Source organism: Mesorhizobium sp. 2RAF45, assembly GCF_052115225.1.
Lineage (GTDB): Bacteria > Pseudomonadota > Alphaproteobacteria > Rhizobiales > Rhizobiaceae > Mesorhizobium > Mesorhizobium jarvisii.
Genome location: NZ_JBFRGG010000002.1, coordinates 93,287 through 119,440, shown reverse-complemented (window position 1 = coordinate 119,440; position 26,154 = coordinate 93,287). Strand labels below are relative to the sequence as shown.

General features: G+C 59.5%; 30 protein-coding genes and 4 pseudogenes. 20 read left to right on the top strand and 14 right to left on the bottom strand.

Annotation, left to right across the window (positions count from 1 at the left end):
* Positions 1-122 precede the first annotated feature (122 nt).
* Positions 123-497 (bottom strand): annotated as a pseudogene (locus tag AB4Z43_RS05400) (GFA family protein); the annotation flags it as partial.
* Between the two features lie 154 nt (positions 498-651).
* Positions 652-891: a hypothetical protein gene (locus AB4Z43_RS05395; RefSeq protein WP_441936327.1), complete on the bottom strand. Its 240-nt coding sequence runs from the start codon at positions 889-891 to the stop codon at positions 652-654.
* Positions 892-1,001: 110 nt separating this feature from the next.
* On the opposite strand from AB4Z43_RS05395, the gene AB4Z43_RS05390 reads away from it, so the two are divergent.
* The gene (locus tag AB4Z43_RS05390) at positions 1,002-1,229 is read left to right on the top strand and encodes a hypothetical protein (RefSeq protein ID WP_441936325.1); all 228 of its coding nucleotides are present in this window, start codon (positions 1,002-1,004) and stop codon (positions 1,227-1,229) included.
* A gap of 53 nt (positions 1,230-1,282) precedes the next feature.
* On the opposite strand, the gene AB4Z43_RS05385 is transcribed toward AB4Z43_RS05390, so the two are convergent.
* From AB4Z43_RS05385 to AB4Z43_RS05360, 6 genes are all read right to left on the bottom strand, one after another.
* Positions 1,283-1,588: a helix-turn-helix domain-containing protein gene (locus AB4Z43_RS05385; RefSeq protein ID WP_441936323.1), complete on the bottom strand. Its 306-nt coding sequence runs from the start codon at positions 1,586-1,588 to the stop codon at positions 1,283-1,285.
* Between the two features lie 30 nt (positions 1,589-1,618).
* Positions 1,619-1,825 carry a hypothetical protein gene (locus AB4Z43_RS05380; RefSeq protein ID WP_441936321.1) on the bottom strand — a complete coding sequence of 69 codons (207 nt, stop codon included), beginning with the start codon at positions 1,823-1,825 and terminating at the stop codon, positions 1,619-1,621.
* A gap of 15 nt (positions 1,826-1,840) precedes the next feature.
* A complete protein-coding gene (locus AB4Z43_RS05375; protein ID WP_441936319.1) occupies positions 1,841-2,053 on the bottom strand; it encodes a hypothetical protein in 213 nt (70 codons plus the stop codon).
* A gap of 93 nt (positions 2,054-2,146) precedes the next feature.
* Positions 2,147-3,022 (bottom strand): SDR family oxidoreductase, encoded by an 876-nt coding sequence (locus AB4Z43_RS05370; RefSeq protein ID WP_441936317.1) that lies wholly within the window; start codon positions 3,020-3,022, stop codon positions 2,147-2,149.
* Positions 3,023-3,048: 26 nt separating this feature from the next.
* Positions 3,049-3,558, bottom strand: coding sequence for a pyridoxamine 5'-phosphate oxidase family protein (locus tag AB4Z43_RS05365; RefSeq protein ID WP_441936315.1), 510 nt, complete (start codon positions 3,556-3,558; stop codon positions 3,049-3,051).
* A 103-nt stretch (positions 3,559-3,661) separates the two neighbouring features.
* Positions 3,662-3,847, bottom strand: coding sequence for a hypothetical protein (locus tag AB4Z43_RS05360; RefSeq protein WP_441936313.1), 186 nt, complete (start codon positions 3,845-3,847; stop codon positions 3,662-3,664).
* Positions 3,848-4,228: 381 nt separating this feature from the next.
* Here AB4Z43_RS05360 and AB4Z43_RS05355 point away from each other — a divergent pair, with 381 nt between their 5' ends.
* Entirely contained in the window at positions 4,229-6,169 is a 1,941-nt protein-coding gene (locus tag AB4Z43_RS05355; protein WP_441936311.1) for a PAS domain S-box protein, read from the top strand.
* 274 nt (positions 6,170-6,443) lie between these two features.
* Positions 6,444-6,845 carry a response regulator gene (locus AB4Z43_RS05350; protein WP_441936309.1) on the top strand — a complete coding sequence of 134 codons (402 nt, stop codon included), beginning with the start codon at positions 6,444-6,446 and terminating at the stop codon, positions 6,843-6,845.
* A gap of 124 nt (positions 6,846-6,969) precedes the next feature.
* On the opposite strand, the gene AB4Z43_RS05345 is transcribed toward AB4Z43_RS05350, so the two are convergent.
* The 4 genes from AB4Z43_RS05345 to AB4Z43_RS05330 all read right to left on the bottom strand — a co-directional run bounded on the left by AB4Z43_RS05345 (position 6,970) and on the right by AB4Z43_RS05330 (position 8,896).
* Entirely contained in the window at positions 6,970-7,263 is a 294-nt protein-coding gene (locus tag AB4Z43_RS05345; RefSeq protein ID WP_441936307.1) for a hypothetical protein, read from the bottom strand.
* Between the two features lie 75 nt (positions 7,264-7,338).
* Positions 7,339-7,734: a YihY/virulence factor BrkB family protein gene (locus AB4Z43_RS05340; protein ID WP_441937067.1), complete on the bottom strand. Its 396-nt coding sequence runs from the start codon at positions 7,732-7,734 to the stop codon at positions 7,339-7,341.
* Positions 7,683-8,333: a YihY/virulence factor BrkB family protein gene (locus tag AB4Z43_RS05335; RefSeq protein ID WP_441936305.1), complete on the bottom strand. Its 651-nt coding sequence runs from the start codon at positions 8,331-8,333 to the stop codon at positions 7,683-7,685. Before AB4Z43_RS05335 ends, AB4Z43_RS05340 begins: the two co-directional genes overlap by 52 nt.
* 89 nt (positions 8,334-8,422) lie before the next feature.
* A complete protein-coding gene (locus AB4Z43_RS05330; protein WP_441936303.1) occupies positions 8,423-8,896 on the bottom strand; it encodes a VOC family protein in 474 nt (157 codons plus the stop codon).
* A gap of 229 nt (positions 8,897-9,125) precedes the next feature.
* Here AB4Z43_RS05330 and AB4Z43_RS05325 point away from each other — a divergent pair, with 229 nt between their 5' ends.
* From AB4Z43_RS05325 to AB4Z43_RS05275, 11 genes and pseudogenes are all read left to right on the top strand, one after another.
* The gene (locus AB4Z43_RS05325) at positions 9,126-9,641 is read left to right on the top strand and encodes a hypothetical protein (protein WP_025583696.1); all 516 of its coding nucleotides are present in this window, start codon (positions 9,126-9,128) and stop codon (positions 9,639-9,641) included.
* A 17-nt stretch (positions 9,642-9,658) separates the two neighbouring features.
* Positions 9,659-10,069, top strand: coding sequence for a phage holin family protein (locus AB4Z43_RS05320; RefSeq protein WP_025583697.1), 411 nt, complete (start codon positions 9,659-9,661; stop codon positions 10,067-10,069).
* A complete protein-coding gene (locus tag AB4Z43_RS05315) occupies positions 10,053-10,712 on the top strand; it encodes a hypothetical protein (RefSeq protein WP_441936301.1) in 660 nt (219 codons plus the stop codon). The genes AB4Z43_RS05320 and AB4Z43_RS05315 overlap by 17 nt, the downstream gene beginning before the upstream one ends.
* 49 nt (positions 10,713-10,761) lie before the next feature.
* Positions 10,762-11,274, top strand: coding sequence for a DUF6894 family protein (locus AB4Z43_RS05310; protein WP_441936299.1), 513 nt, complete (start codon positions 10,762-10,764; stop codon positions 11,272-11,274).
* 356 nt (positions 11,275-11,630) lie between these two features.
* Positions 11,631-14,658: pseudogene (locus AB4Z43_RS05305) on the top strand (HAMP domain-containing protein); the annotation flags it as partial.
* A gap of 118 nt (positions 14,659-14,776) precedes the next feature.
* The gene (locus AB4Z43_RS05300; RefSeq protein ID WP_441936298.1) at positions 14,777-15,484 is read left to right on the top strand and encodes a response regulator; all 708 of its coding nucleotides are present in this window, start codon (positions 14,777-14,779) and stop codon (positions 15,482-15,484) included.
* 12 nt (positions 15,485-15,496) lie between these two features.
* Positions 15,497-17,572: a response regulator gene (locus AB4Z43_RS05295; RefSeq protein WP_441936296.1), complete on the top strand. Its 2,076-nt coding sequence runs from the start codon at positions 15,497-15,499 to the stop codon at positions 17,570-17,572.
* Positions 17,573-18,035: 463 nt separating this feature from the next.
* On the top strand, positions 18,036-18,377 hold the full coding sequence (locus AB4Z43_RS05290; RefSeq protein ID WP_025583704.1) for a low affinity iron permease family protein: 342 nt from the start codon (positions 18,036-18,038) through the stop codon (positions 18,375-18,377).
* Positions 18,374-18,676: a hypothetical protein gene (locus AB4Z43_RS05285; RefSeq protein ID WP_441936294.1), complete on the top strand. Its 303-nt coding sequence runs from the start codon at positions 18,374-18,376 to the stop codon at positions 18,674-18,676. The genes AB4Z43_RS05290 and AB4Z43_RS05285 overlap by 4 nt, the downstream gene beginning before the upstream one ends.
* Before the next feature lie 138 nt (positions 18,677-18,814).
* Complete coding sequence (locus tag AB4Z43_RS05280; protein ID WP_025583709.1) at positions 18,815-19,078, top strand: YMGG-like glycine zipper-containing protein; 264 nt, start codon at positions 18,815-18,817, stop codon at positions 19,076-19,078.
* A gap of 55 nt (positions 19,079-19,133) precedes the next feature.
* Positions 19,134-19,768, top strand: a pseudogene (locus AB4Z43_RS05275) (outer-membrane lipoprotein carrier protein LolA).
* A gap of 109 nt (positions 19,769-19,877) precedes the next feature.
* Here AB4Z43_RS05275 and AB4Z43_RS05270 read toward each other — a convergent pair.
* Both AB4Z43_RS05270 and AB4Z43_RS05265 read right to left on the bottom strand, forming a co-directional pair.
* Entirely contained in the window at positions 19,878-20,231 is a 354-nt protein-coding gene (locus tag AB4Z43_RS05270) for a metalloregulator ArsR/SmtB family transcription factor (RefSeq protein ID WP_025583713.1), read from the bottom strand.
* 396 nt (positions 20,232-20,627) lie between these two features.
* On the bottom strand, positions 20,628-21,626 hold the full coding sequence (locus AB4Z43_RS05265) for a L,D-transpeptidase family protein (protein ID WP_441936292.1): 999 nt from the start codon (positions 21,624-21,626) through the stop codon (positions 20,628-20,630).
* A gap of 145 nt (positions 21,627-21,771) precedes the next feature.
* On the opposite strand from AB4Z43_RS05265, the pseudogene AB4Z43_RS05260 reads away from it, so the two are divergent.
* From AB4Z43_RS05260 to AB4Z43_RS05235, 6 genes and pseudogenes are all read left to right on the top strand, one after another.
* A pseudogene (locus AB4Z43_RS05260) lies at positions 21,772-21,873 on the top strand (integrase); the annotation flags it as partial.
* A 244-nt stretch (positions 21,874-22,117) separates the two neighbouring features.
* Positions 22,118-22,996 (top strand): GlxA family transcriptional regulator, encoded by an 879-nt coding sequence (locus tag AB4Z43_RS05255; RefSeq protein ID WP_441937065.1) that lies wholly within the window; start codon positions 22,118-22,120, stop codon positions 22,994-22,996.
* 66 nt (positions 22,997-23,062) lie between these two features.
* Entirely contained in the window at positions 23,063-24,634 is a 1,572-nt protein-coding gene (locus AB4Z43_RS05250) for a putative bifunctional diguanylate cyclase/phosphodiesterase (RefSeq protein WP_441936290.1), read from the top strand.
* Positions 24,635-24,663: 29 nt separating this feature from the next.
* A complete protein-coding gene (locus tag AB4Z43_RS05245; protein WP_441937063.1) occupies positions 24,664-24,819 on the top strand; it encodes a hypothetical protein in 156 nt (51 codons plus the stop codon).
* A gap of 301 nt (positions 24,820-25,120) precedes the next feature.
* Positions 25,121-25,618 carry a YidB family protein gene (locus AB4Z43_RS05240; protein ID WP_441936288.1) on the top strand — a complete coding sequence of 166 codons (498 nt, stop codon included), beginning with the start codon at positions 25,121-25,123 and terminating at the stop codon, positions 25,616-25,618.
* Positions 25,619-25,698: 80 nt separating this feature from the next.
* Positions 25,699-26,028: a DUF4112 domain-containing protein gene (locus AB4Z43_RS05235; RefSeq protein ID WP_441936286.1), complete on the top strand. Its 330-nt coding sequence runs from the start codon at positions 25,699-25,701 to the stop codon at positions 26,026-26,028.
* The last annotated feature ends 126 nt before the right edge of the window (positions 26,029-26,154 follow it).

The window sequence follows — 26,154 nt, the reverse complement described above, 5'->3', positions numbered from 1 at the left end:
AAAACGGGTCCCTGCTCAGGGCGCCGCCGCAACCGCTTAGGACGACGCTAAGTCTCAGGCTGTTGCGCCGGCGCTGGAATGTCAGGTTCGATTGGCGCAGCATCGATGGTGCGCGGCTCGCGATCGTGTTGATACTGTTCGGCCCATGGCAGGTCCATCAGCCACGGCTCCCGCCGCCCGGTCCAGAGTTCGTAGCCCGGGATGATATCGCTGGGAGCAAGGTCGAGAGCGCCGAGCATGATCTCCGCCTCGTCATCGCGTAGCGATGCGACACGGGATCCGCAAACAGAGCAGAAGCTCCGGCCTTCAAATGTCTTGAGCTCTCCCGCTCCGTCATAATCAGATCTCGACCAGACGCCGAAAAAATTGAAAGCGCTGCCGCTCATGCGCCGACAATCCTGGCAGTGACAGAGACCGGCGCGAAGCGGAGCGCCTTTGACCGAGAAGCGAACCGCCCCGCAAAGGCAACCACCAGTGTGTATGCCATCGCCGGTCATGTCATAGCTCGCTTTGGTGGGTCACGGTTTTCATCGGGGTTTGGGACGGGCAGCTCATCTGGAAGAAGATCGGGATCAGGTTCATGCACGTCCGGCGTCCAGGTTGGTGCGTCTACCGGCGGGTCGTCAGTCGGCTCTGGTTTGGGCGGCATCACTATTCTCCGGGCTTCTCGGTTGGGCGCGGTGTCTTGCCGCTTACCGGCCGTGCATCGCTGCGCCTGTTTGAGAATGGATCGGCAGATGAGCTTGCCTTCCCGTTCGGGGCACTCACCGTCTTGGCGGCAACCGCAGCTTCGCCGGTATCATTGTCGCCCGGATTCTTGCGTTCGATCTCGGCGCCGGCGCTTTCAGGTTCCTTGATGATCGCCTTGTTGAGGTTTTTGATGCTGGCCATTCCAACGATCTCCTTTGCTGGCCAACGACCGGCCGGGAGGAATGTTCCATGAGGCGCGGAACTCCTTGGCGCCTGGCGTGGTTATCGATCCATCAGCCAGGAGGATCACAATGCCCGACAACGAAAACCATCGCGAAACCGGAGCAAGGAAATATCCGGCCCGGACCGGCCCGGACCCTTCGGACGCGTTCTCGCAGGACGCGGCTGGCAACAAGAAGCCTAAAGACGGGATTGGGCTGACGCGTCCTGTAAACGACGTCGATGACAAGACGCACCAGTCAGATGGTCAAAATCCAAGTCAGGCGTCGCCGACCGATGGAAAGGATACTCGGCCATGAATGTCGCCGATCGTCAGCAGGCCCGATGAAGGCGGTCGCGTGTCGCCGGATCCTTACATTTCGCTGTTGTCGATGATGCCGGCTTCACCATCTCGAATGACCGGTCGCGAGGCAGGTAGCTCCCTGAGCCGAACTCCTGGTCCGCCCTCCGATGTCTCGCCATCGCCCAGTAAGGCGACGCCTGCCGCTTCCAACGCCGATTGCATTGCGATCAGCTTGTCGACAGTGGGGACGCGCTTGCCGTTCTCGAAATCACGAACTGTTCCCTCACTTACATTCGACTTCGCGCCCAGCCTGACCTGTGGCCAGTCCAGCAACCCTCTCGCCGCACGGCATTGTTCGCGAGTCAGTCGGACCACAGACTCCTCCTCATCCTGTCAGGGCTAATTTTAGGGGCGTTCGGAGGGGTATACCGTTGGTCCGGATCGTGGCGTCTTGGTCTCTTCGGCTATGACCAGCATGGCTTCGAGCGTCAATGCAATGCCCGACATCAGTGCGGAGATATCGCTGTTGCCGTCAGGCAGCGCCAACTCGGCTGCCCTGGTGCGCATGCGGGCGCTGTGGTCGATCAGTCTCTGTCTTAAATCATCGTCCATGCTGTCCTCCGAGGGTCAGACCTTGCGACGCGATGCCAGCTCCCGGAAGACGGCCTCGCGATCGCCCATATGCTTGTGCAAAAGAGCAACAGCCTCCTCGCGATTGAGGCGGCCCACTTTGCTGATGAATTCCAGTTCGTGACGGGGCACGGAAACCCGGGTCAGGCGCCCCAGGAATGTCTTCGGCCCTCTATGCCCTCTATCTGCCGGTGCTGTGTTATCCGCCATCTGTCGTCACCCACTGAATGCTACGCATCAATAGGTGAGACTGCGTTTTGTTCCGAATGGCCGCGTTTAGAGACAAGGGTTGGCAATGCAACCTCATATGACGCCCGTACCCCCGTTGGCGCCAAAGACGCTTCCATCGGTGTAAGTGATTTCACCCGAGGCAAGGAGGACGAAAAGGGGTGCCAGTTCCGCCGGCTGGCCAGCGCGACCGATGGGGGTGTCTTGCCCGAATTCGTGCAATGTCCCCGGCAACTGTCCACCCGCAACCTGCAATGGCGTCCACACCGGCCCAGGCGCGACGGCGTTGACGCGTATGCCCCGTTTGGCGACCTGCTTTGCCAGGCCTTTCGTGAAGATTGCGATGCCGCCTTTCGTCGTGGCGTAGTCGAGCAATTCCTCTCCAGGGTTGAATGAGTTGACAGAGGCGGTGTTGATGATAGCCGCGCCTGGCTTCATCAGCGGCAAGGCGGTCTTCGTAATCCAGAACATTGCGTAGAGATTGGTTTTCAAGGTGCGGTCAAACTGCTCGAAGCTGATGTCCGCAATGGAAGCCTTTGACTGCTGATAGGCCGCGTTGTTGACCAGAATGTCGATGCCGCCGAGTTCTCGATGGGCCGTCTCGACCAGTTCAATGCAGAATTTTTGGTCTGTCAGGTCTCTCGGGATGAGGATGGCCTTGCGGCCCTCCGCGCGGATCAGGTCCGCCACATCTTGCGCGTCCGGCTCTTCGCTGGGGAAGTAATTGATCGCCACATCGGCGCCTTCGCGCGCGAAGGCAATTACCGCGGCGCGTCCGATTCCTGAGTCGCCGCTGGTAACCAGAGCCTTGCGGCCAGCCAGCCGGTTTGAGCCTCGATAGCTTGTCTGACCGCAGTCAGGAACGGGATCCATGTCGCGCTGAAGAGCCGGCCATTGTTGGCGCTGCTCCTTGAACGGCTCGCTGGTGTATTTGGTCGCGGGATTGGTCATTTGTTTTCTCCGCAATGCAGAAGGACTCAGAGGTCGACTTTTGCGTTTTCGCCGATATTCGGCTTTGCGCCGGTCACGGCAGCCAAGGCCATCTTTGCGGTCGCGACAACCAGACCGGGGCTGTCCCACAATTCGCCTTCGTCCGGCTTCACAGTTATCAGACGGATCTCGGGATCATCGGCATTGTCCCACCATGCCGCGTCGGTCTTTTCCCACAGCTCGCCAATTTTTCCCCTGTCATTGGTCACCGCAGCCGGACCAGATATGGTGACGTATTTGTAGTGGCTGCTGTCACTCCAGGCCAACGTCACCTTCGGATAGTTCGACAGCTGCCTGGTCTTCGCGCTGTCGTCATTGACGAGGAAATAGATCGCGTTTTCGTCGCGGTGCACGCGCGCAGAAAGCGGCCGAGCTCGGTTGTACTCGCCGTCCCATGTGACGAACATGCAGACATCGATCTGCTTGGCGAGCTCCCAGATACGAGCCGTCGCCTCGGCGGGGGTGAGATCGGTGTCTTGCTCTCGACGCTTGGCCATCAGGTGTCCTCCAGCGATTGAATGCGTTCGCTCACAACTCGTGTCGCGTCGCGACGTTCCCACCGGAAGATCCTCTCGCAGGTGGGCCTGACGCTCTCCAAGCTCAGGTGTCCGATTTCTTCTTTGCCGCCGCCGGGTTCTGTCCCGTGGCCGCCGAACTCGTGGCGTCCTTTGAATGCGCAGCGAGAGCCGTGCCAGCACCCGTAGCCTTGCGCATGTCGCCGCTCTGTTGCTTGTCGTCAGGCTTTTTACGGCCGAGGCCGGAGAAGTATTTGCCAAAGAATCCCATTTTTTACTCCCTTGCCGTATCCGCGATGCCGGTTAACTTCTGCCCTAGGATCTCGTTCCCCGGCAAAGCTGATTCCTTTCGCGACCACCGACGGCCCTTTTTTGTATTTGACCGGCAGGTCCCACCTCATTGACAGCACGCACGGGCATCCCCCTCCCAAGGTGCGTTTTAGACGAACGACATTCCAGACCACCTGGGCGCATTGGGGCGGCCTGTTATGGGCGTCTTGTTGGGCGCGCTCGTGGCCATCGCTTGGGGTATCGCCGAGATGTATGGCGAACCTTCCGACGGCGGCCAAACCTATCAAAAGATAGGCCACCCTTGAGAGAGCGGAACCAAGGGTTTGTGCTGGCGTTTCTACCTGTTACGGGAGCAGGAACTTTGCAAAAATTGTCAATCGAGCAGCCAACCTCATCGCTTCCTGTTGAGGACCGCTATCGCGTGCTCATCGATTCTATTACCGATTATGCAGTGTACCTTCTGGATGCAAACGGGATCGTCGGCAGCTGGAGCCCGGGCGCGCAAAAATCTATGGGGTACAGCGCAGTCGAGATCATCGGCCAACATTTCTCGGTCTTCTACAGGCATGGGGACAGAGCCTCAGGGTTGCCCGAGCGTGCGCTGAAAACGGCCGCGGTCGAGGGACGGTTCGAGGCCGAAGGGTGGCGCGTTCGCAAGGACGGCACGGAGTATTGGACGCACGTGGTTATCGATCCCGTGCGTGGCGCCGACGGCTCAGTGGTCGGATTTGCCAAAATCACCCGCGACTTGACTGAAAGACAAAGCGCTCAACAGGCACTGAAAAGCAGCGAAGAACAGTTTCGAATTTTGGTTCAGAGCGTAGCCGATTACGCCATTTACATGTTGGATCCGAAGGGATTTGTAACCAGCTGGAACCTGGGGGCGGAGCGGATCAAAGGCTACAAGGCCGACGAGATTCTGGGCGAACATTTTTCGCGCTTCTATCTTGAGGCTGACCGAAAAGCTGGACTTCCGAAAGAGAGCCTTGCGATCGCCGCCAAGGAAGGTCGCTTCGAACGGGAAGCTTGGCGTTTGCGCAAGGACGGAACGACGTTTCTCGCCCATGTGATCATCGATGCAATCCGAAATGACAGCGGGGAACTGATTGGCTTTGCCAAAATCACCCGCGATGTGACCGAACGCAGCAAGGCTCAGAAAGAGCTGGAGCAAACCCGCGAACAACTCTTCCAAATCCAAAAGCTGGAAGCCATAGGTCAGCTCACCGGTGGGGTCGCGCACGACTTCAACAATCTTTTGATGGTGATCCAGAGCAGCCTCTCGATGATACGGAGGCGCCTATCCAACGATCCGAAACTGGTGTCGCTTTTGGACAACGCTTTGCACGCTGCGGAGAGGGGCTCTTCGCTAACCCAGCGAATGTTGGCATTTGCACGTCGCCAAGAGCTTGATCAACAAACGGTCTCTGTTCCTGAACTCGTGCGTGGCATGACGGATATGCTTGAACGGGCTATCGGTCCGTCTATCCCTGTTTTGACCCAATTTCCCCTGTCGCTTCCCAGCGTCGTGACTGATCCCAACCAGCTGGAGTCGGTGCTTTTGAATCTTGCGGTCAATGCGCGAGATGCGATGCCCTCTGGCGGGCCACTCGTCATTAGCGCTGAGGCGGAGGAGTTGGACGTTTTCAATCCTCACAGGCTCAAAGCAGGCCGCTATGTCCGTTTCTCGGTGAAAGACGTGGGCCAAGGCATGGACGCTGAAACGTTGGCACGGGCGACTGAGCCCTTCTTTACAACTAAAGGCGTCGGCAAAGGGACGGGTTTGGGTCTCGCGATGGCGCAGGGGTTTGCAGAGCAGTCAGGAGGCCGCCTTGTCGTTCACAGTCAACTCGGCGCCGGGACGACGGTTGAGATTTGGCTTCCCGCGGCTATGGCATCTCAGCCTCAGGTCGAAAAGGCCCAGACGCCACCACCAGACACGTCAAACCGGCATGCGATATCAATCTTGGCTGTCGACGATGACCCGCTTGTCCTGATGAACACGGTCGCAATGCTGGAGGATCTGGGCCATGCGGTGTTGGAGGCAAGCTCTGGCACGCGGGCGCTTGAGATCTTGAAGGGTGAAGCGAAGCTGGACTTGCTGATAACGGATCACGCGATGCCAGGCATGACAGGGGCCGAGCTCATAGAACTGGCTAGGGCTGAGCGCCCCCATCTTCCTGCGATTCTAGCCACGGGCTATGCCGAACTTCCATCCGACTCACAGACAACTGCCACCCGCTTGGCTAAGCCTTTCTTTGATGACGACCTGGAAAAGGCGATGGATATCGCCCTTCGGCGGTGAAAGCCCCTCCCTTCAATAGTGAAGGCTCCCACTCGGGCGGTCAGAGGCTGCGGTCAGCGAGCCCCCGAGACACGCGTGAGCGTCGTCGCCATGCTAGCGGCTCTATTAGCCCCTGAACCGAAACGTGAACCCGTGGCCGTACTTTGCGGGGCGCTCCTTGGGTCTTGTTGCGGATATGCAGCTGGCAAACGTCAGTGGAGAGGATCATGTCGTGTGCTTTGTGGAACCAAACCCCGCCTAAACCGTAGTGGTGCGCAATGGGGGCGTTTAACAAATGAGTGTCAGTGCGGTTTTGGTCGTTGAAGACGAGCCGCTAATTTTGCTCGACGTTGAGACTGCGTTGCAGGAAGCGGGATTCGAAGTCGTGGCCGTAAAAGACGCCGAACAGGCGTTGGCGGCCTTCGACGCGGATCCAACCAAGTTCAAGGGTCTTGTTACGGACATCCGCCTGGGTAGTGGCAGATCCGGCTGGGAAATAGCCAGGCATTTGCGCCAAGCCAACTCAACCATCCCTGTGATCTACATGAGCGGCGATAGTGCTATCCATTGGGGCGCTGAGGGCGTCCCCGAGAGCGTTATGATCACCAAGCCATTCTTCCTACCCCAGATCATCACCGCCCTATCTACGCTGATGAATGCGCAGCCCGCCCCTAGCACCAACGATCCCGAGGACTAGGCCTGCCACCTTAATGGCAGGCATCGCGCGGCCAGCGGGAAGCGAAGGGCAAAGTCCAGAAGGCAGTCGCGACGTGAAATCGGCAGTGAGTGGCGCCGCGAACGTCAACGTTGATCAGCATCCATCAGCCTGATCGCATTACGCCTGGCTCTTCGGCAGGCGGATCGCCAATGCCTTGCTGAGCGGCGTCCGGGCCAATCGGCAACACATCGGAAAAATTGACGGTGGCGACCAGATATCCGGCTTCATCATAGACTCTGGTAACCGATCCTGATTGCTCGGTATCAGACCCGTCCGCAACCATTGCTGCGCGTGCCTTTTCGATCGCTCTCGGACTCGCCATCTCCGGGCTGTCCAGCTCTTCCTCGAATGCGGTAGTCTGGCCAGATGTTGTAGTCTCAAAGCGGAATTTCGGCATGGGAAACCTCCTTTTCCTATGCAATGTCCGCGTCCGGCTTGCGTTCCAAGGGAAACAGAATTGGTGCGAAAGCAATCAAGACCGCCGCGATTGCAAAAGCCTTGTCGCCACAGCGGTCAGCAAACCCGTGATCACGATCCAGGCCTGGACCTCGTGTTCGGTAGTTGCCGCGGGATTCGACATCTGTTGCGGCGGAGCCTTCCCTGCCTCCACTATTGGCTGAAGGTCCGATCGACTGCCGAGACGCACCGAATAGGCTCGCGTCAACTCGGCGCCGAGCAGGAAAATCTCCGACGAATAGTAAACCCAAAGCAGCACGATCAGCAGCGCGCCCGCCGCGCCGTAGGAGGATGCGATCGCACTGGTTCCGATGTACCAGCCAATCAGCGACTTGCCGATCGTGAAGAGCAAGGCGGTCACTACCGCGCCAATTCCGACATCGCGCCACTCGAGGGACCTGTCCGGGAGGATTTTGAAGATTGCGGCAAAGAGAGCGGAATCAGCACGAACGATACGATGCCGTTTATCGATGCGAGGATGAACGTGCCGAACGGCAGATGGTCATTGATAACAGCGCCAAGCGCGGAAATGGCAGTGCTTGCCGCCAACGACACAAGCAGCAGAAATCCCAGCGCGGCCACAAGGCCCAGGCTCGCTGCTCGCGCCCGCACCAACCGGGAGAGGGACATTGCTGGAGGCTCAATCTTCCAGATCGTGTTGAGCGAAAGCTGCATTTCGCCAAACACTCCTGAAGCTGTAACGAAGAGCGTGGCGATGCCCACCAGGGTGGCAAGTGTGCCGGCTGTCCTTTGAGACGCGCTTTCAATGGTGGTGCGCAGAAGGTCACCGGTTTGCGTGCCCATCACGCCTGCAATTTCGGCTGACAAGGCCAATTGCGCCGCTTCATGCCCGAAGACAAGTCCGGCAATCGCAACAACGATCAACAGGATGGGGGCCAGGGACGTAACGGCATAGAATGCCATGGCCGCACCGTGGCTGAGGGCATTGTCGTTGATGAAGCCGAGGATGCTCTCCTTGCCAAGAAGCCAGGCTTCGCGTGCCACTCGCATTGGGTACCCCTTTTGCCTAAATGGGAACCTAGTGCTGTGGACGAGGAAAACGAGCCCGCACTTTGGCAATGTTGCTGCGCGATGCAGCCTCAGCCGCGACGCGCCGCCTCGATCACTGCAACATCGATCTTCTTCATGTCCATCATCGCGTCAAACGCGCGCCTGGCCTCGTCGCCGCCGGCCGCCATCGCCTCGGTCAGTGTGCGCGGCGTAATTTGCCAAGACACGCCCCACTTGTCCTTGCACCAACCACAGGCGCTTTCCTGGCCGCCGTTACCGACAATTGCATTCCAGTAGCGGTCCGTCTCGTCCTGATCGTCGGTGGCGATCTGGAATGAGAAAGCTTCGCTCTGTTTGAAAGCTAGGCCTCCGTTGAGACCGATACATTCAACGCCAGCGATGCTAAATTCGACCGTCAACACGTCGCCCTTCTTTCCGGACGGAAAGTCACTCGGTGCACGATGAACAGCACCTACCGCGCTATCGGGAAAGGTCTCCGCGTAGAACCGGGCCGCAGCCTCCGCGTCCTTGTCATACCACAGGCAAATCGTATTTTTTGGCATTGCTTGCTCCCTCCGATTGAACCCAATTGCAGACGAGCGCTTCCATCATGGCAATCTAGGATTTGATACTTGTGGCGGGCGACGGGCTTGTCCATGGGCGAGACGAAGTCAGAGTTAGCTGAGGGCGCCTCCGGTCCGGGGACCAATCGGGGCTCAGGATAAATTCGTTGGCGGCAGGAACTGGTCGCTGTTCCCAGAGTTCACTTTACAACAACAGGAGTGAAAAGCCGTGAACACGCCAATCAACAACGACCAACAGGAATCTCCAGCAGAGCTTGGATGGTTGCACACATCCGAAGCCGAGGTGGCCGGCAGCAAGGAAGCACTCGGCAAGTTGAAGTCGAGCGCGGCCGAAACGGCAGGGCATCTCAAAACCGCCGCCGCCTCCGTGTCGACTGACGCGAAAAATTATGCCGGCTCAGTGGCATCGGATGCTGCTGGAGCATTCAAGGAAGCGGTAGAGACGAACAAGACCGCTGGCGCCGACGCGATCGCCAATATCGCCCATTCCGTCAAAGAAGCCGCCGACGGCATAGAGAAACAATCCCCACAGGTTGCTGGCATGGTTCGCAGCGCAGCCGAAGGTGTGGAACGGATCTCGTCGGATATCAGGGATCGCAACGTGGGCGAATTGCTCGACTCGGTGACGAAATTCGCGCAGCGCCAACCGGCCGCCTTTTTCGGCGTCGGCATCCTGGCCGGCGTGGTCCTCACCCGCATCATGCGAAGCTCAGATCGGTCCTGAGAAGAAGAGCACTCCAAATGGATGATGGTTTCGATCGCCGGCCCTTGGGGAGCGTGTTAAGCGAAGGGCTGAGCCATTTCGCTTCGCTGATGCGCCTCGATCTTCGCCTTCTGCAGGCGGAGATGAAGGTCAAGACGTCGACGATTGTGTCGTCAGGCGCGTGCGGCATCGCCGCATTAGCGCTCTTTGTTCTGGCAGCGTTCGCGATGGTCCAGTTCCTGATCCTCGCTATGATCCACTTCGAAGTAAGTCCGATGATCGCTTGTCTTATCGTTGCCATCTTGCTGGGGGTGGGTGGAGTGCTGTTGCTCTACCTTGCCAAGCGAGCGCTTGTGGGATGGACCATCACACCGGTCGAGACCGTCAATCAGGTGCGCACCGATATCGCAGCACTCAAACAGGGGATGCGTTTTGGCTCAACCCAGTGAAGAGATGCGAGAGATCATGCTGCAAAGCCGAGCAGAACGGCAGGCCTTGTTTGAGCCTGTCAGCGAAATAAGCCGGCGGCTGCAGCCCCGAAATCTGGTCGATGCGTCGACCCGATACGCGAAGCGGAAGGTTGCGAAGGTGTTTGGCGGTGTGTCCGACGCGGTGAAGGATAATGGCGGCGCCGCCGCAGCGGTCGCGTTGGGCGCAATCGCGGTGTTTGACGCCGGCAGGCGAAGTTCCCGCAGCCCAGCAAGCTCCGATCATGACGCTGTCGACCTGGCTGCCGACGCCACGCATTCGGACGCGCCGTCAATTCGCTATGAAGCCCATACGCGCAAGGCGCTCACAAACTCAGCGCGTGCGAAGGTGCTTGCTGGATCTGCGGGAGGCTTGTTGCTTGGCCACATTATCGGCAAGGCGTTTGAGCCAACGGCAAAAGAGCGCGCTCTGTTTGGCAAGGCTGGAGCTGAAGCTCAGGATACCGCAGACAAGTTTATCGCTGAACATGCGCGCGGTGCGAAATTGGCCGCTGCACAGGCCTTCGGGTTTGCCAGATACGCCGCTGCGTTCCTGGCCGTATTGACGGCAGCCAGCGACTACCTCGGCCGCGCCGATGAAGACCACGATCAGCCAAATCGCTGATCGGCAGTTGCGAGAGCCTGGCCGTTTCTGAACAATTGAAAGAATTCTCATGCAGATTGTTGGGATCAACATTGGACCTGCGGCGGCGCCCTCTGGCCTGCCTCTCGTTCGAGTGGTGTTTGAAGGTGAGGGCGGGGAATCTGTCGCCGTTGAAATGGCCCGAGGGGAAGACGCCGACGGCGCCCTCAGCGCAATCGAGCGTGCAAAGGCTCTGCTTGTCCAGACCGCAACGTTCGAGATGCCAGTCGACGGTAACGACGTGCCGGGTAGTTCTGAGGAACGCGGCGATGTCCACGCCGCGGAGAGCAATATTTACACATTCGAATATCGCGATGGAGACCAGACTCGGCAGGTTCCACCTGCCGAGATGCCAAGTTTTGAGGCCGCTCGCGCCGAAGCGATTCGTTGCGCGATCGACATGCTGGTCGATCTGCAGCCCGGCGCTGACGATCTGACCGGATGGCTGATACGCGTGCGCGACCATGCAGGCAACGAGCTTTGCTCGATCGACGTTGCCGAGGCCGAAGCCGCCCGGCAGGCCAATGACAACACGCCGCTTTGATGTAATCGGCAGTTGCGGTCGGACTGAGCGCTGGCCATGCGCGGGATCGGATGGCTAATGATCGCGCAATGGCGGCAGGCTTTGCGTTGGCCCGTTGGCCGACGACCTTTGGCGCATATTTCCTTAATTTGGCATGAGCCCTCTGCGGTCAGATCCGCCAGGCAACCCCACGCTAGGGTAAATCTTCGCTCTGCTTCAAAACCAGGTTTGATCTCCTTGATTGGGGCCGCTCTGGCGCAGCGTCCTATGGAACGAAACTTCAAATGCGGCGTTTCGGGATTGCGGGGGGATGTATCATTCAGCCCGCAGGGGCAGTTTCAAGCATATTCCATTGAGGTGGGAGGGGCGCTTTGACCGTGCAGGCATCCAAGAAACAATTGGACCGTCGAAGCATTCTCAATTCTCTAAGGGCTTTTCGGCGCGGTGATTTTTCAGTCCGTATCGACAATGTTTATGAAGGGGTCGATTCCGAGATCGCCGATACCTTCAATGAGATCGTCGATCTCATCCATCATGTCACGCGTGAATTCGAACGCCTGAGCAGAGTGGTCGGCAAGGAAGGGCGGATTGGCGAACGCGGCCGCGTTCGAAACGCCACCGGCAGTTGGGAATCCAGTGTCCGATCTGTCAACGACCTCATTGAAGACATGGTCCAGCCGACCGCCGAGGTGGCCCGCGTCATCGGCGCCGTGGCCAAGGGTGACCTGTCGCAAACCATGATGGTCGAAATCGACGGCCGACCACTGCGCGGTGAGTTCCTGCGTATCGGCAAGATCGTGAACACCATGGTTGGCCAGTTGGCCTCGTTCGCCTCGGAAGTGACGCGCGTGGCGCGTGAGGTCGGCACCGAAGGAAAGCTCGGCGGTCAGGCGCGGGTGAAAGGCGTTGCCGGCACGTGGAAAGACCTGACCGACAACGTCAACGCAATGGCGACGAACCTGACCGGGCAGGTGCGCAACATCGCGGAGGTTACAACCGCAGTCGCGTCGGGCGATCTGTCGAAGAAGATCACCGTCGACGTCAAAGGCGAAATCCTCGAACTGAAGAACACCATCAACACGATGGTGGACCAGCTCAATTCCTTCGCGTCGGAAGTGACCCGCGTGGCCCGAGAGGTCGGCACGGAGGGCAAGCTCGGCGGCCAGGCGCGCGTCGAGGGTGTCGGCGGCACATGGAAGGATCTGACCGACAATGTGAATTCGATGGCCGAGAACCTCACGGGTCAAGTGCGCAATATCGCCGAGGTGACCACCGCCGTGGCTTTGGGCGACCTGTCTAAGAAGATTACGGTCGACGTGAAGGGCGAAATTCTCGAGCTGAAATCGACCATCAACACCATGGTCGACCAGCTCAATTCATTCGCCGGCGAGGTGACACGCGTCGCCCGTGAGGTTGGCACCGAAGGCAAGCTTGGCGGCCAGGCACAGGTGCGGGGCGTCGCCGGCACGTGGAAGGACCTCACCGACAACGTCAACTCTATGGCAGAAAACCTGACGGGGCAGGTGCGTAACATTGCCGAGGTGACGACGGCGGTCGCTTCGGGCGACCTGTCGAAGAAAATTACGGTCGCCGTGCAAGGCGAAATCCTTGAGTTGAAGGACACCATCAACACGATGGTCGATCAGCTGAACTCCTTCGCCTCGGAAGTGACGCGCGTGGCGCGCGAGGTCGGCACCGAAGGTAAGCTCGGCGGCCAGGCCGAGGTGAAGGGCGTAGGCGGTACGTGGAAGGATCTGACCGACAACGTCAACCTGATGGCCGCCAATCTGACCGGGCAAGTGCGCAACATCGCCGAGGTGACGACGGCCGTGGCGCGTGGCGACCTGTCGAAGAAGATCACCGTCGACGTCAAAGGCGAAATCCTGGAACTCAAAGACCGTCAACACGATGGTCGATCAGCTGAATTCCTTCGCCTCCGAAGTCACGCGCGTGGCCCGTGAAGTGGGCTCGGAAGGCAAGCTTGGCGGCCAGGCTCATGTCGAAGGCGTCGGCGGTACGTGGAAGGATTTGACCGACAACGTCAACGCCATGGCGGGCAACCTGACGGTGCAATTGCGCGACGTGTCCAAGGTTGCAACGGCCATTGCGACCGGTGACCTGACACAGAAGATCACGGTCGATGCACTGGGCGAGATCTTGCAGATCAAGGACGTCATCAACACGATGGTCGACCAGCTGAATTCCTTCGCGTCGGAAGTGACGCGTGTGGCGCGTGAGGTCGGCTCCGACGGCAAGTTGGGTGGACAGGCGCAGGTGCGTGGCGTCGCTGGCACATGGAAAGACCTGACCGACAACGTCAATGCCATGGCCGCCAACCTGACCGGCCAGGTGCGCAACATCGCCGAAGTGACCACGGCCGTGGCGCTCGGCGACCTGTCGAAGAAAATCACCGTCGATGTCCGCGGCGAGATTCTCGAGCTCAAGGACACAATCAACACGATGGTGGACCAGCTAAACTCATTCGCGTCGGAAGTGACGCGCGTGGCACGCGAGGTCGGTACGGAAGGCAAGCTTGGCGGCCAGGCGCAGGTGCGCGGCGTCGCCGGCACGTGGAAAGACCTGACCGACAACGTGAACTCCATGGCCGAGAACCTGACCGGCCAGGTGCGCAACATCGCTGAAGTGACGACCGCCGTTGCGCGCGGTGACCTGTCCAAGAAGATCACGGTCGACGTGAAGGGCGAAATCCTCGAGCTCAAATCGACCATCAACACCATGGTGGACCAGCTCAACTCCTTTGCCGGCGAGGTGACCCGCGTGGCGCGCGAGGTCGGCACAGAGGGCAAACTTGGCGGTCAGGCGCGGGTCGAAGGCGTCGCAGGCACCTGGAAGGATCTGACCGACAACGTCAACCTGATGGCGACAAACCTGACCAATCAGGTGCGTGGCATCGCCGACGTGGTGACAGCGGTCGCGCAAGGCAATCTGAAGCGCAAACTGACAGTCGACGCGAAGGGCGAAATCGCCTCTCTGGCCGACACCATCAACGGCATGATCGAGACGCTTGCGACCTTTGCCGACCAAGTGACCAATGTCGCCCGCGAAGTCGGCATCGAGGGCAAACTTGGCGGACAGGCGCGTGTGCCGGGTGCGGCCGGCCTGTGGCGCGACCTGACCGACAATGTCAACCAGCTCGCTGCCAATCTGACCACCCAGGTCCGCGCGATCGCCGAGGTCTCGACCGCAGTCACCAAGGGTGATCTGACGCGCTCCATCAGCGTCGAGGCCTCAGGGGAGGTCGCGGCGCTCAAAGACAACATCAACGAAATGATCCGCAATCTGAAGGATCAAACGCTGAAGAATGCCGAGCAGGACTGGTTGAAGACCAATCTCGCCCGGTTTTCGCGTATGCTGCAAGGCGAGCGCGATCTCGCTACGGTGTCGCGTTCTGGTCGCCGACCCCGATCCGGAGCGTCGGCTATCGCTCGTCGAAGCGATCCGCGACGGCGTCACCTCGGTGACAGCGGTCGGTCGGTTTGCGGCAAACGCCGACGACGTCGGCATGGCCTCTTATGATGCCATCGTGCTCGGCTTCGGCCGCTCAGCGAAGGAGAACGCGCAAGTGCTGGACGAACTCACTGGCCAGTTCGGTGAAGCGTTGCCGCAACTGCTGTTTTTTGCCCCCCATCCGGATGCGCTTGAGCAGGTGCTGGCGCTGAATCCAGCGCTTGCGAGTGCGCCGCGTGCGGAGAATTTTGCTCAATTGGCGCTTCATATCTCGGCGACGCTGCCGGGAGAAGGACGCGAAGCGCGCGAGACCGAAACCGAACAGACCGGCAGGTCGGATCTGGCGGGAGCCAAGGTTCTCATCGTCGACGATGATATCCGCAACATCTACTCGCTCACCAGCGTCCTGGAGACTTACGGCATACAGGTTCTGCATGCTGAGCGCGGCCGTGATGGCATCGCGCTCCTGGAACAGACGCCCGATGTCGACGCGGCCTTGATCGATATCATGATGCCGGAGATGGATGGCTACGAGACGATGCGGCGTATCCGCGGCACGGCCGCTATCGCTCACATCCCGCTGATTTCGGTGACAGCCAAAGCGATGAAGGGCGACCGGCAAAAATGTCTGGATGCCGGTGCGTCCGACTACATCGCCAAGCCTGTCGATCTTGATCTGCTGCTGGCATTGCTTCGTGTGTGGATCGGTCGTTCCCGATCACGCGCTGAGAGTCCGGAAAAGATACTCGTGGCAGCGAACTGACGGCGGGGCCTCATGCAAAAGCTGCCGCGAAACAGAGCAAGAAAACTTGAGGTCGTGCAATCGGCCCAAGCACCGGCAAGGGCACGCATACTCGCCGTTGACGATGATGAACGCAATCTTCTGGCGATCAGCGAGGTGCTGGCCACAACCGGCGATGTCATCTGCGCCCAATCGGGCGAAGAGGCTCTGCGCTATCTGTTGAAGGAGGATTTCGCCGTCATTCTGCTGGATGTGCTTATGCCGGGCATAGACGGCTATGAAACGGCCTCGCTCATCCGCCAGCGCGAACAATCCAAGCGCACGCCGATCATTTTTCTCACCGCCATCAACAAGGAGGAAGCCCATATGCTGCGCGGCTACGATGCCGGCGCGGTCGACTATGTCTTCAAGCCCTTCGATCCGATCATGCTGCGCTCGAAAGTCGCGGTGTTCGTCGAGCTCCACGAGAAGACGCTGGAAATCCAGCGAAAGGCGGCGGCCGAGCAGGGACTGCTGGCGCAGGCGCTCCAGGCGCAGAAGGACAAGCTTGAAGCGGAACGGGCCTTGCGTAGCTCAGAGGAGCGGCAGGATGCCATTTTGAGGTCTCTGCCGGTGTGTTTCCATGCGCGGGCCGCCGAACCGCCCTTCGCCGCTCGCTTTGTAACCAAAGGCGTCGAGCGCCTGACCGGCTTTTCGCCTGACGATTTGACCTCGGATCCGGCCTTCGGCCTTAGCCGGGTCCACCCTGAAGACCGCTCAAGGTTGGAGCAAGCACTGCTGCAGGCAAAAAATACCGGCTTCTACACCTGCGAATTCCGCTGGATGTGCGCCGACGGGGAGTATCGCATCTTTCTTGACCAAGGTGTGATGTCGGACGGGTCTGATGGCAACAAACCAGAGATACTGGGGACACTGCTTGACGTTACCGAGCGGCGCGGCCTCGAGGATCAGCTGCTGCAATCGCAACGTCTGGACGCTATCGGCAAGCTGACGGGTGGCCTAGCCCATGATTTCAACAATTTGCTCGCCGCCATTCTCAGCGGATTGGGATTGCTTGAACGCCGCGGGACGCTGGACGATCAGGCACGACAGGTTGTCGACCTGATGCGGCGTTCTGCCAAACAAGGTGCCGACTTGGTCACGCGAATGCTTGCCTTCTCGCGGCGTCAGACCCTGAGGCCGGAAGCGATGCGCCTTGCTGCCCTTGGCGACACCATGAACGGCTTGGTCGCACCGGTATTGGGAGGGCTTATACGCTTCGACTGGCAGATCGATGACGCGGTGTGGCCCGTGCATGTCGACGCCGGACAGCTGGAGCTTGCCTTGATGAATCTGGTTTTCAATGCGCGCGACGCCATGCCCTCCGGCGGCACAATAACGGTCCAGGCGCAAAACCATACAGTAGGAAGCCAATCGGAAGACGTGCCCGCGGGAGACTATGTCGTTGTGACGGTCAAGGACACGGGCTCCGGCATCGCGCCCGACATTCTTGCGAAGGTTGTCGAACCGTTCTTCACCACAAAGCCGGTGGGGAAGGGAACGGGGCTCGGTCTCAGCACCGTCTACGGCTTCATGAAGCAGTCGGGCGGGACGCTGCGCATCGAGAGCGCCGTCGATCGTGGAACGGCCATGCAGCTGTGGTTGCCGCGCTCGGTCGAAGAGCCGGCCAGTCCTTCGCTCGAAGCCGACATTGGGCACACGCTTCCAGACGCCTCCGCAGGCCGCCCGTCGATCCTTCTGATTGATGACAGCAACGTGTTGCGGCAGCTGACAGCCGAGTCGCTTCGCCAACGTGGGTTCGAGGTTACGTGTGCGGGAGGAGGAGCGGAAGCGCTGGCCATGATCGAACGTACTCCCGGTCAGTTCGACGTCATCGTTACCGACTTCGCAATGCCCCTGGTAACCGGCGTGGATGTCATCCGCTTCGCACGCAATCTGCGCTCCGATTGGCCGGCGGTTATCATCACGGGCTATGCCGACGCGGACGACATCGCCGACCGGCCAGCGGACGTGCCCTTGCTCGGTAAGCCCTTCCGCGACAAGGATCTGCTCGACAGCATCTTCCTCGCTATTGCCAATGCAGAGCCCCAGAAGATCAAGGCGGGCTAGCGCCATGGCAATGCCGACCGGTTGACAGCGAAAGACGCGATCCTCTTCGGGAGGCGACCGGCCATACTCAGTCATAGACCTCGTCGATTTTGCCGTGCCCGGATCCAACGAGAACCTTCGACCCTCGTCGTCGGCGCCTGGCCCATCCAACTTTGTCAGATTTGCAAACGTTCCCAGACATAGGTTTCGGTCGGCCACCTAGGACCAAGGTCCGACCGCAAGACGCAATGGTCTTGCGGATAAAGCTGCTCGGAACAGCCACTGCCTGCGCTCGTTGTTCGATGCAGATTGCAGGAGGAAGTTAATGGATAGAAGTGTTGGCCAAGCGCGCTGGCTGCTTGCCCCGATTTTTGCGGTGGCGATCACTTTCCTGATGATTGGAGTCTCTCTTGGCTGACGATCCAAACATCTGCTTGACCTCTTGCTGCGCTGAGAGAGTTGCTTTGTTGACTGTGGCCTTGATATGAACCGCATCCTTTTCGTGGCTGCCGATTTTCTTTCGCGGCCCCCGGGTTTCTACGTCCTGATGGTAGCCATGGTGGCATGCACCGCCCTGGTGCCCTTTGGCATGACAAATGCGGTCACCTACGCGCTTTCAGTCGCGGCCATCGTGATCACGGGAATCGTCCTTATACAGGGCTATCGAGACACAGCCGCCATCCACGCCAAACTCGATGAGATCATCGTTTCATTGCACGAAACCAGAAACGATGTTGTCGGCTTGGAGCATGCCGAGCCGGAGGAGATCCGGGAAAAGCTTGCCGTGCTCGAAGAGGAAGCGGCAAACCGAGGACAGCGATCATGAGCGCTTCTGGCTCAGCAGATGACGAGGCCATGTCGCTCGAGCCACTCATGGCATGTGATCAAAAGAAGCGCACGGCGCGGAAGCGCGCCAACCGGCGGCCTGAGGATCGATACGACGGGAGGCGCGAGTTCGTTGCGCCTGTTCCGTCCGAAGAGAAGTCTTTTCGTGTTTTATTCCTGTCAAGGGAAACAGGCATCGACCCCGATCGGGCCCGCGAACTTGTCGATACCATCGAACGAGACGGCGCCGCCTTGGTGGACGCCGCGAGACGAATGAAATCACCCCTCCCAAATGACTGACGAAGGCGGCATTTGCGCATCCCAGTGTGGCACCTCCGTGTCTGATCAGGGTTCGCTTGCCGGGGGTGGGTGTCGGTGGATCAAAACATCCAGTCGTGCATTTAAGCTATGGCTAATAATGGCCTACGGAGAAACCCAATGAAAAAGACACTTCTCATTTTGAGCCTGCTCATCCCGCTCGCAGCATGTTCGCGCACCGAACAGGGTGCTGCTGTCGGCGGGTTGGGCGGCGCAGCGGTAGGCGCCGCGGTGGCCGGCGACCCGGTGAAGGGCGCGGTTGTCGGCGGCGCAGTCGGCGCGATAGCCGGGGCGGTCATCGGGCATGCCAGCGAAGCCGGCCAGTGCAGATATCGCGATGCGAATGGCAGAGTTTACGTGGCTCGGTGCCCGGACGGCTACTGATCCAGAGGCGCGTGGTCCCGTATGATCACGCGCCTTTTCATATGCGGATAATCAGATGCCATTTACGGTCACAAGACTGCTTGTTTTCTGGTGCGCTCTAGCTGGCGCCATGGCGGTAAACTTCGAACTTACGACCGCGATCTCAGCCGCGCCTGTCGAAGCCCAAGCGATTGCCGAGCATTTCTCATCGGTAAAGTCCATGACCGGAGACTTTGTTCAGGTGGGTGCAAAGGGGAAAAGACCGCCGGTAAGTTTTTTCTTCAACGCCCGGGTAAGATCCGATTCAACTATACAGGCAAATCGGGGGTCAGCGTAATTTCGGATGGCAAATCGTTGGTCGTTTATAATAGGAAGCTCAAGACATCGCGCCTCTATGCTCTATCGAAAACGCCGCTCAGGCTCCTACTCGACAATAGGGTAGACTTCTCTGGCAATCGCGTGAAAAGCATCAGGGACGATGGCACCCACATAATCATCAAACTGGCAGATAAGTCAGCCTTCGGTAATTCGAACATTTCCATGGTGTTCGACAGGCAATCGCTCGACTTGCGCAGGTGGACTCTTACCGACGACAAAGGGCTGACTACAACGGTCACGATATCGAATGTTAAGCAAGGCGTTCGCGCGGCCGCGGGGACCTTCGCGATCGATTACACGGCAAACCGTGAATTTAACACGCCTGCGAAATAGCGGGCGTCCGCCGTCCAGCCTTTGGGTGACTTTGGGTAGCTGCCCGGTTTCGTAAGAGCCGAAGTCTATGCCGTCGCCCGGCACCCACATGTAGTCGGCGTCAAAGTGCTCAGACTGTTCGCAACCGGCGCAGTCTGTCGGCGACGTATTGCGGCCCTGCTCCCAGCCTTTCGGTCATCAGGAAGCCATCCAGCATGGCGAGCAGCTCACGTGCCGCGCTAGACGAGCAGAAATAGTAGACCATCTTGCCGTCACGACGAGCGTCGACAAGGCCGAACGCGCGGAGCTTGGCAAGATGCTGGGAAAGAGCTGATTGGCTCAGCAGAACCTTTCCGGCAAGCATTCCGACCGAAAGTTCGCCGCCGGCCAGCTGGTTCATGATCAAAAGCCGCTTCTCATTTCCCATCATGGTAAGAAAGTCCGCAACAGCTCCGGCATCGGCTGCAAGCTTTTTTGAAATCATGGAGTCGAGAAACTCTTGCGTTCGCGTCACGCTCATGCGGGACCGTAGGCCAACGCGATAGCAACACTTTGGCTGCACCGCTGCGATGATTTTGCTTTTGAGGGCAACACTCGGATGTGGTGCTGACTGCGCCACTTTACCGAGGGCCCAACGAAGGCGACTTGGCATTGACCGGATCAAGGATTTGACCGGCCCTGTCGTACTCCATTGGATGAAAGGCGCTTTCGTGATCGTCTTCAGCAGCCGCTCGGGGACGTCAGGCAACACCCGATAGCTCGTGGGATTAGTTGTTTCAGAAATGGTTGCCACCCAAGGACAGGCAGCTCAACAAAGCGTCTGCGAAGTAACCGGGATTCGCCCATCCGCGCATCCGCCAACGACAAGATTGGTGGGTGCCTACTTAGGTTTGTCGCTAGGGTCGGCCATTTCGCCTTTGAAGGTAACTTTCGTGCCCTTTCGTACCATCGAGGCGAGGTCTTCGGCATCCCAGTTCGTCAGCCTAATGCAGCCATGCGAGAAAGTCTTGCCGATCTTGCCGGGTTCGGGCGTGCCGTGAATGCCGTAGCTTTCGATCGACAGATCGATCCATATAGACCCCACCGGATTGTTAGGGCCGGCAGCAATGGTGAAGGGCCGCTTGGTCTTGACGCCCTTGAAAGCGAAGTGGGGATCGTAGTGATAGGTCGGATTGTGCACCACGCGTTTGACCTCTGCCTGGCCACTCGGCGCCGGCTTTTCGTCGCTTCCGATCGAGGCAGGGTAGACAGCGAGCGCTTTACCGGACGGATCAAGCGCGCGTAGCACCCGAGCCTCCTTGTCGACCTCAAGCTCGGCAATGGCGGCGGCAGGATCGCCCCGACCAATATCTGGGACCAGCAACTTAGTGCCGGCCTTTTTCAAGCCGATGCCGGGATTGAGCCTTTGCAACAGGGGTTCGCTGATGTGGAAGCGCTCCGCCAGCTTCTCGGCCGCATTGTGATAGCCGAGCCTCGACAGCCGGGCCATGCGCTCCAGTCGAGCCGGAATTCGCTTTGTAAAAGGTCCGCGCACATCCTTGCGTGTCAGTTCATAGGTGATCAGGACCGGGCTCGCGGAGGTAGCCAGAAGCTTGTCCCAGGTTTCCTGGGTGAGCTTGCCATCGGACGGGAAACCGTTCGCCGTCTGGAAGGCGCTGATCGCCTTGGTGAAGCTCTCTCCAAGGTGGCCGTCGATCAGGCCTGGAGAGAAGCGCGCACGGTCCAAGAGAATCTGTGCCTTCAGAACGACTGGGCTGAAACCCTTTGGGGTGTCGGATGCAAATTGCGCCTGGTTGACGTCGGCCATATCCTGCTTCGCCGCTTCGGCTCCCCCACAAGCGAGGAGGAACGCCGCCGCGACAACAAGGAGCCTGATCATCGAGTTCACTCCGGATGGGACCTGCCTATATGACGCGCCACCGCCTAGTAGGTTCCGTAAACTCGGCGCAAGGCATTGGGATACAAGGTTTTAGAGCACGTAGCCTCGTAGCCGCCGCCACATCTCAATCGGACGACGGCCGAAAACGAGGCGGTATGCCCGCCTTGTGGATGAATGGGTCGTTGCGATCGGACTTCGACCTCAGGAATATCTCACGCATTCGCTGCGGCGTACCAAAGCGTCGATCCCTTCGCGCCATTCGTTGCGACGATTGAAGTCCATATGGCCACGGTGCGCGGCGGATCTGCAGGATTGGGCTGGCTGGGCTCCGCTCTGAGTTCTCTTGGTCAAAAATACAAGATTGTGGCGGGCGCCCGCATTACTGGCGCCCGAGCATCTCGATGTGTACGGCGCTATTCGCCGCCTGTTTGACCTCGCCCATTGATTGTCCTGAGCCGGCTGGGTGATACAGTTAATAGGGCTACCGCGCCCTGAGCTGGAGGTTCCACATAGACCGCCACATCCTTTGCAGTTCGGGGCTGAGAGTCCTGCCGGACTCGGCCTATCTGGCGATCGTGAACGGCCCAGACACGCTTCTAGTTGCCGGAAGCGTGGGCGTCCCCGATGCGCCGGGCAAGGGCGTCATTGACTGGCTAAGCCTGATGGCGCCGCAGACGCGGCGCTACGGCTCGGTCTGCACGGGGGCCTTCCTGCTTGGCACCGCCGGACTCCTCGGCGGCCGCCGGGTGGCGACGCACTGGCAGTTTGCCCCGCTGCTCGCCGAACGCTTTCCCGAAGCGATGGTGGAAGGCGACCGGGTCTTCGTTCGGGACGGCGCCCTTGTCACATCCGCGGGATCGAGCGCGGCGATCGATCTCGGTCTCTCGCTCGTTGAGGAGGACCTCGGCCGTGAAGTGGCCCTCTACGTCGCACGCCGTCTCGTCGTGTTCCTGAAGAGACCGGGGGATCAGTCGCAGTTCAGCGTGCATCTGGCCGCGCAAACTGCGGACCGCAGCAGGCTCTACAACGTCCAGCAATACATCCTGAATCATCCGACCGCGGATCTGTCCGTCGATGCCCTGGCGAAGATCGCGGCAATGAGCCGACGCAACTTCACGCGGGTCTTCACGCAGGACGTGGGGATTTCGCCGTCCGACTACGTCGACCTGACACGCATCGACGTCGCCCGCTACCTCCTTGAAGGCGGTCGGCTGCCCATCGATTCGATCGCGACGAAGGCGGGCTTCGCTTCGGCGCGCGCGATGCGCCGTGCTTTTCTCGCGCATCTCGGCGCCATTCCGTCCGACTACCGGGAACGCTTCCGAACGTCCGGAGACGGGTCGAGGCCCGGTTTGTCCGATAACGACTGAAGGTTGTCTCGATACGGTCGTAGCCGCAGATTGCCACGCTGCTGAGACCGGCTCATTGCTAGTGGCATGAAAGACTTCAGGGAACTCACACCAGCGGATTTCACGAACTTCAAGCAGCCGGTCGGCAACCAGGCGGATCCCGTATCCGACGCCGTACTTCGGCTGGTCGTCCGGAAGCTGGTCGAGGAACTGACTGACGGCATCGCCATCGCCCGTGTTTCAGGAGGAAATTCGCCTCTTCTTTATGTCAACAAGGCTTTCGAACGGCTGACGGGATACGAGAGGCACGAGGTGCTCGGCAAGGACTGCCGCTACCTGCAAGGAAACAATCGCGACCAGCCGGAAGTTGCCCGCATTCGCAAAGCCATTGCCGCCGGCGAGCCGGTGGACGTCACACTGCGAAACTATCGGAAGGACGGCTCGGCCTTCTGGAACTGCCTCAGCCTCCGACCCATCGCGTTCATGGGGGAACCGCTTTACCTCGGCATTCTTCGGGACGTGTCGGCCATTCGGCAGACGGAGATCGACCTTGACCGCGCAGCCCACGTTGACATCGCAACGGGGTGCCTCAACCGCCAGTCGTTCATTGTCGCGACGGAAAGACGCTTCGCCACGCTTGCCGGCCGGGCGCTTATCGTGAAGCTCGACATCATCGGCTTTCATGACATTAACGCCGGATACGGCTTCGAGGTCGGCGACGCCCTTCTGCTTGAGACCGGCCGCCGGCTGCGGGAGACCGGGGCGGCGACGGTCGCCCGGATGGGAGCAAACGAGTTCGCGCTAGCTTTCGAACTGCCGGATGAAGCGAGCGCCGAGCTCATTGTGAGGTGCATTTCTGTTGCGCTTGAGCAAGACTTCGTGGTCCCGGGGGCAAGAGTCTCGCTGCGCTTCGCAATCGGCTATGCAATCGGCGAACCCAGCGGTAGTACAATTGCCCTGGTGCGAAATGCCGGCACCGCGCTGCAGGCGGCCAAGTCCGATCAGCTTGGCGGGCCTCGCCGGTTTCGGGGCCGCGACCAACAGGAGGCTCGCCTCCGCGTCCGCTTGACGCGCGAACTGAAGGTCGCCATAGCAAATGACGAGTTCGACCACCACTTCCAGCCCCAGATCGACCTCTCGACCGGCGAATGGGTGGGCGCGGAAGCGCTGATACGGTGGAACCATCCCCTGTTCGGCAGCCAGCCGCCGGCCAGATTCATGGAAGCGGCCGAGCGGACCGGTTTGCTCCTGGACCTTGGCGAACGCGGCCTCTGCACGGTCATGAACTTCGCCCGGCGCGTCAACGAGCACCGCGACCGGCCGTTGCGCTTTTCGGTGAACGTGTCCGCCACCGAATTCCTGCACCGCAACATGGCGGAAATAGTGGATCGCGTCCTGCAGCAGACCGGTGCTGAACCGGCCTGGCTGACCCTGGAGATCACCGAGAGCATGCTTCTCAACGAGACGCCCGGCGTGCTGGAGGCGTTCCGGCGGTTGCGCGATCTCGGCATTGGCCTCGCTGTCGACGACTTCGGCACCGGTTATTCGAGCCTCCGTCTACTCGAAACGTTTCCGGTGACCGAAATCAAGATCGACCGGAGCTTCGTCGCCGAACTCTCCGCGAGTCCTTCGAAGATGTCATCGTCCGCGCGGTCATAGACCTCGGGCGCGCGTTGGGTCTTGCCGTTGTGGCAGAGGGAGTGGAGACCGAGGCCCAGCGTGCTCTACTGACCGGCATGGGATGTCCTATTGGTCAGGGCTACCTCTTCGGGTTTCCCGCCGATGAAGAAAGCTTTGCTGCGAACCTGAACCGGATGAGGGAGCGGCCTAGCGGATGCAATTGAAAGGCAGGTACCCTAGCTGTTCAGTCAAAAAGCAGATTTGTCTTTGTCGGCCCGATAAACGAGTTCTGCTGCTGTCCATCGGGCTTCCCATAGGCGCGCCAGCGCGGCGGGGCCACAACCCCGGTAATCGCTATTTGAGGGCCTGGCACCGAACGAATTGTCGGCGAATGGTTGCGATGGCCGCTGCATGGGTTTCCGTTTGGCGGATCTCACCAACACACCAACACATCACAAGCATTAGTCGTCCTGGGGGAACCTTTGTGAGGTTGAGCCCTTCTCCTTTTGAACGTTGGAGGTATCAATGGCGAATCTCGGAAGACTGGCAATCGCGATGCTTGGCGTCCTAGCATACCAGAATCGCGACAAGATCGGCGACATGATCCGTGGGGCGGGAAATCGTAGTCCAAACGACCCGCAAGGCGGGATTCTGGATCAGATATCGAAAGGCGTCTCGGGGACAGCCCTCGGTGACATACTGGACCGATTCAGGGGGGCAGGGGCGGGATCGAAGGTCGACTCTTGGGTTGGCACCGGGCCCAACCAACCAATCCAGCCGAGCGACGTGGAAGCGGCAATAGACGAAGACACGCTGACGTCCCTCTCAATGCAGACCGGCCTTTCGCGCGAGGAACTCATCAGCAGGATCAGCCGGGATTTGCCCGAGGCAGTCAACAAGATGACGCCAGATGGAAAATTGCCCGCTGATCCGACGCAAGACTCGAATGAGACGACCCTGCTTGATGACGTGCCCACGCGTTGGCCACATGCCAAGAATTCAACTGGCCAGAGCGATGTCTAGAGCCACTGGGCCGGGGCGATTTGATAAACCGCACACGCCCGGCGCCTGGCACGAGCCGGCAGAGCCGTCGCGATTCTGAGGTGGCAAGAGCAATAGTCGAGTTGGATTTATTGGCCGCGTTGCTTGATTCCCGCTGGCGCATTCCAGGAACATCAATCCGTTTTGGACTGGACGCCCTGGTGGGCCTGGTGCCCGTACTCGGAGATGCGGCCACAGGCATCGTTTCGGTTTATATCGTATTGCGAGCCCGAAGTTGCGGTGCTGGGAAGACCTTGGTCGCCAGAATGTTGGGAAACGTATTGCTTGATACCGTTGTAGGAAGCATCCCTATTCTGGGCTCAATCTTCGATGTTTATTTTAAAGCCAACAATCGCAACATCAGACTGCTTCGCCGCCACCTCCACCGATAGGCCGGAGTCCAGCAGCCGGCCGGTGACGCGACTCGCCTCAGTGCAGCTCAGCATTCACCCGCGGAACTTAATGGGCTTCCGGCACGTTTTCTCGCCGAACCAATTTAGGTTCAAGGAAAGGGGAAA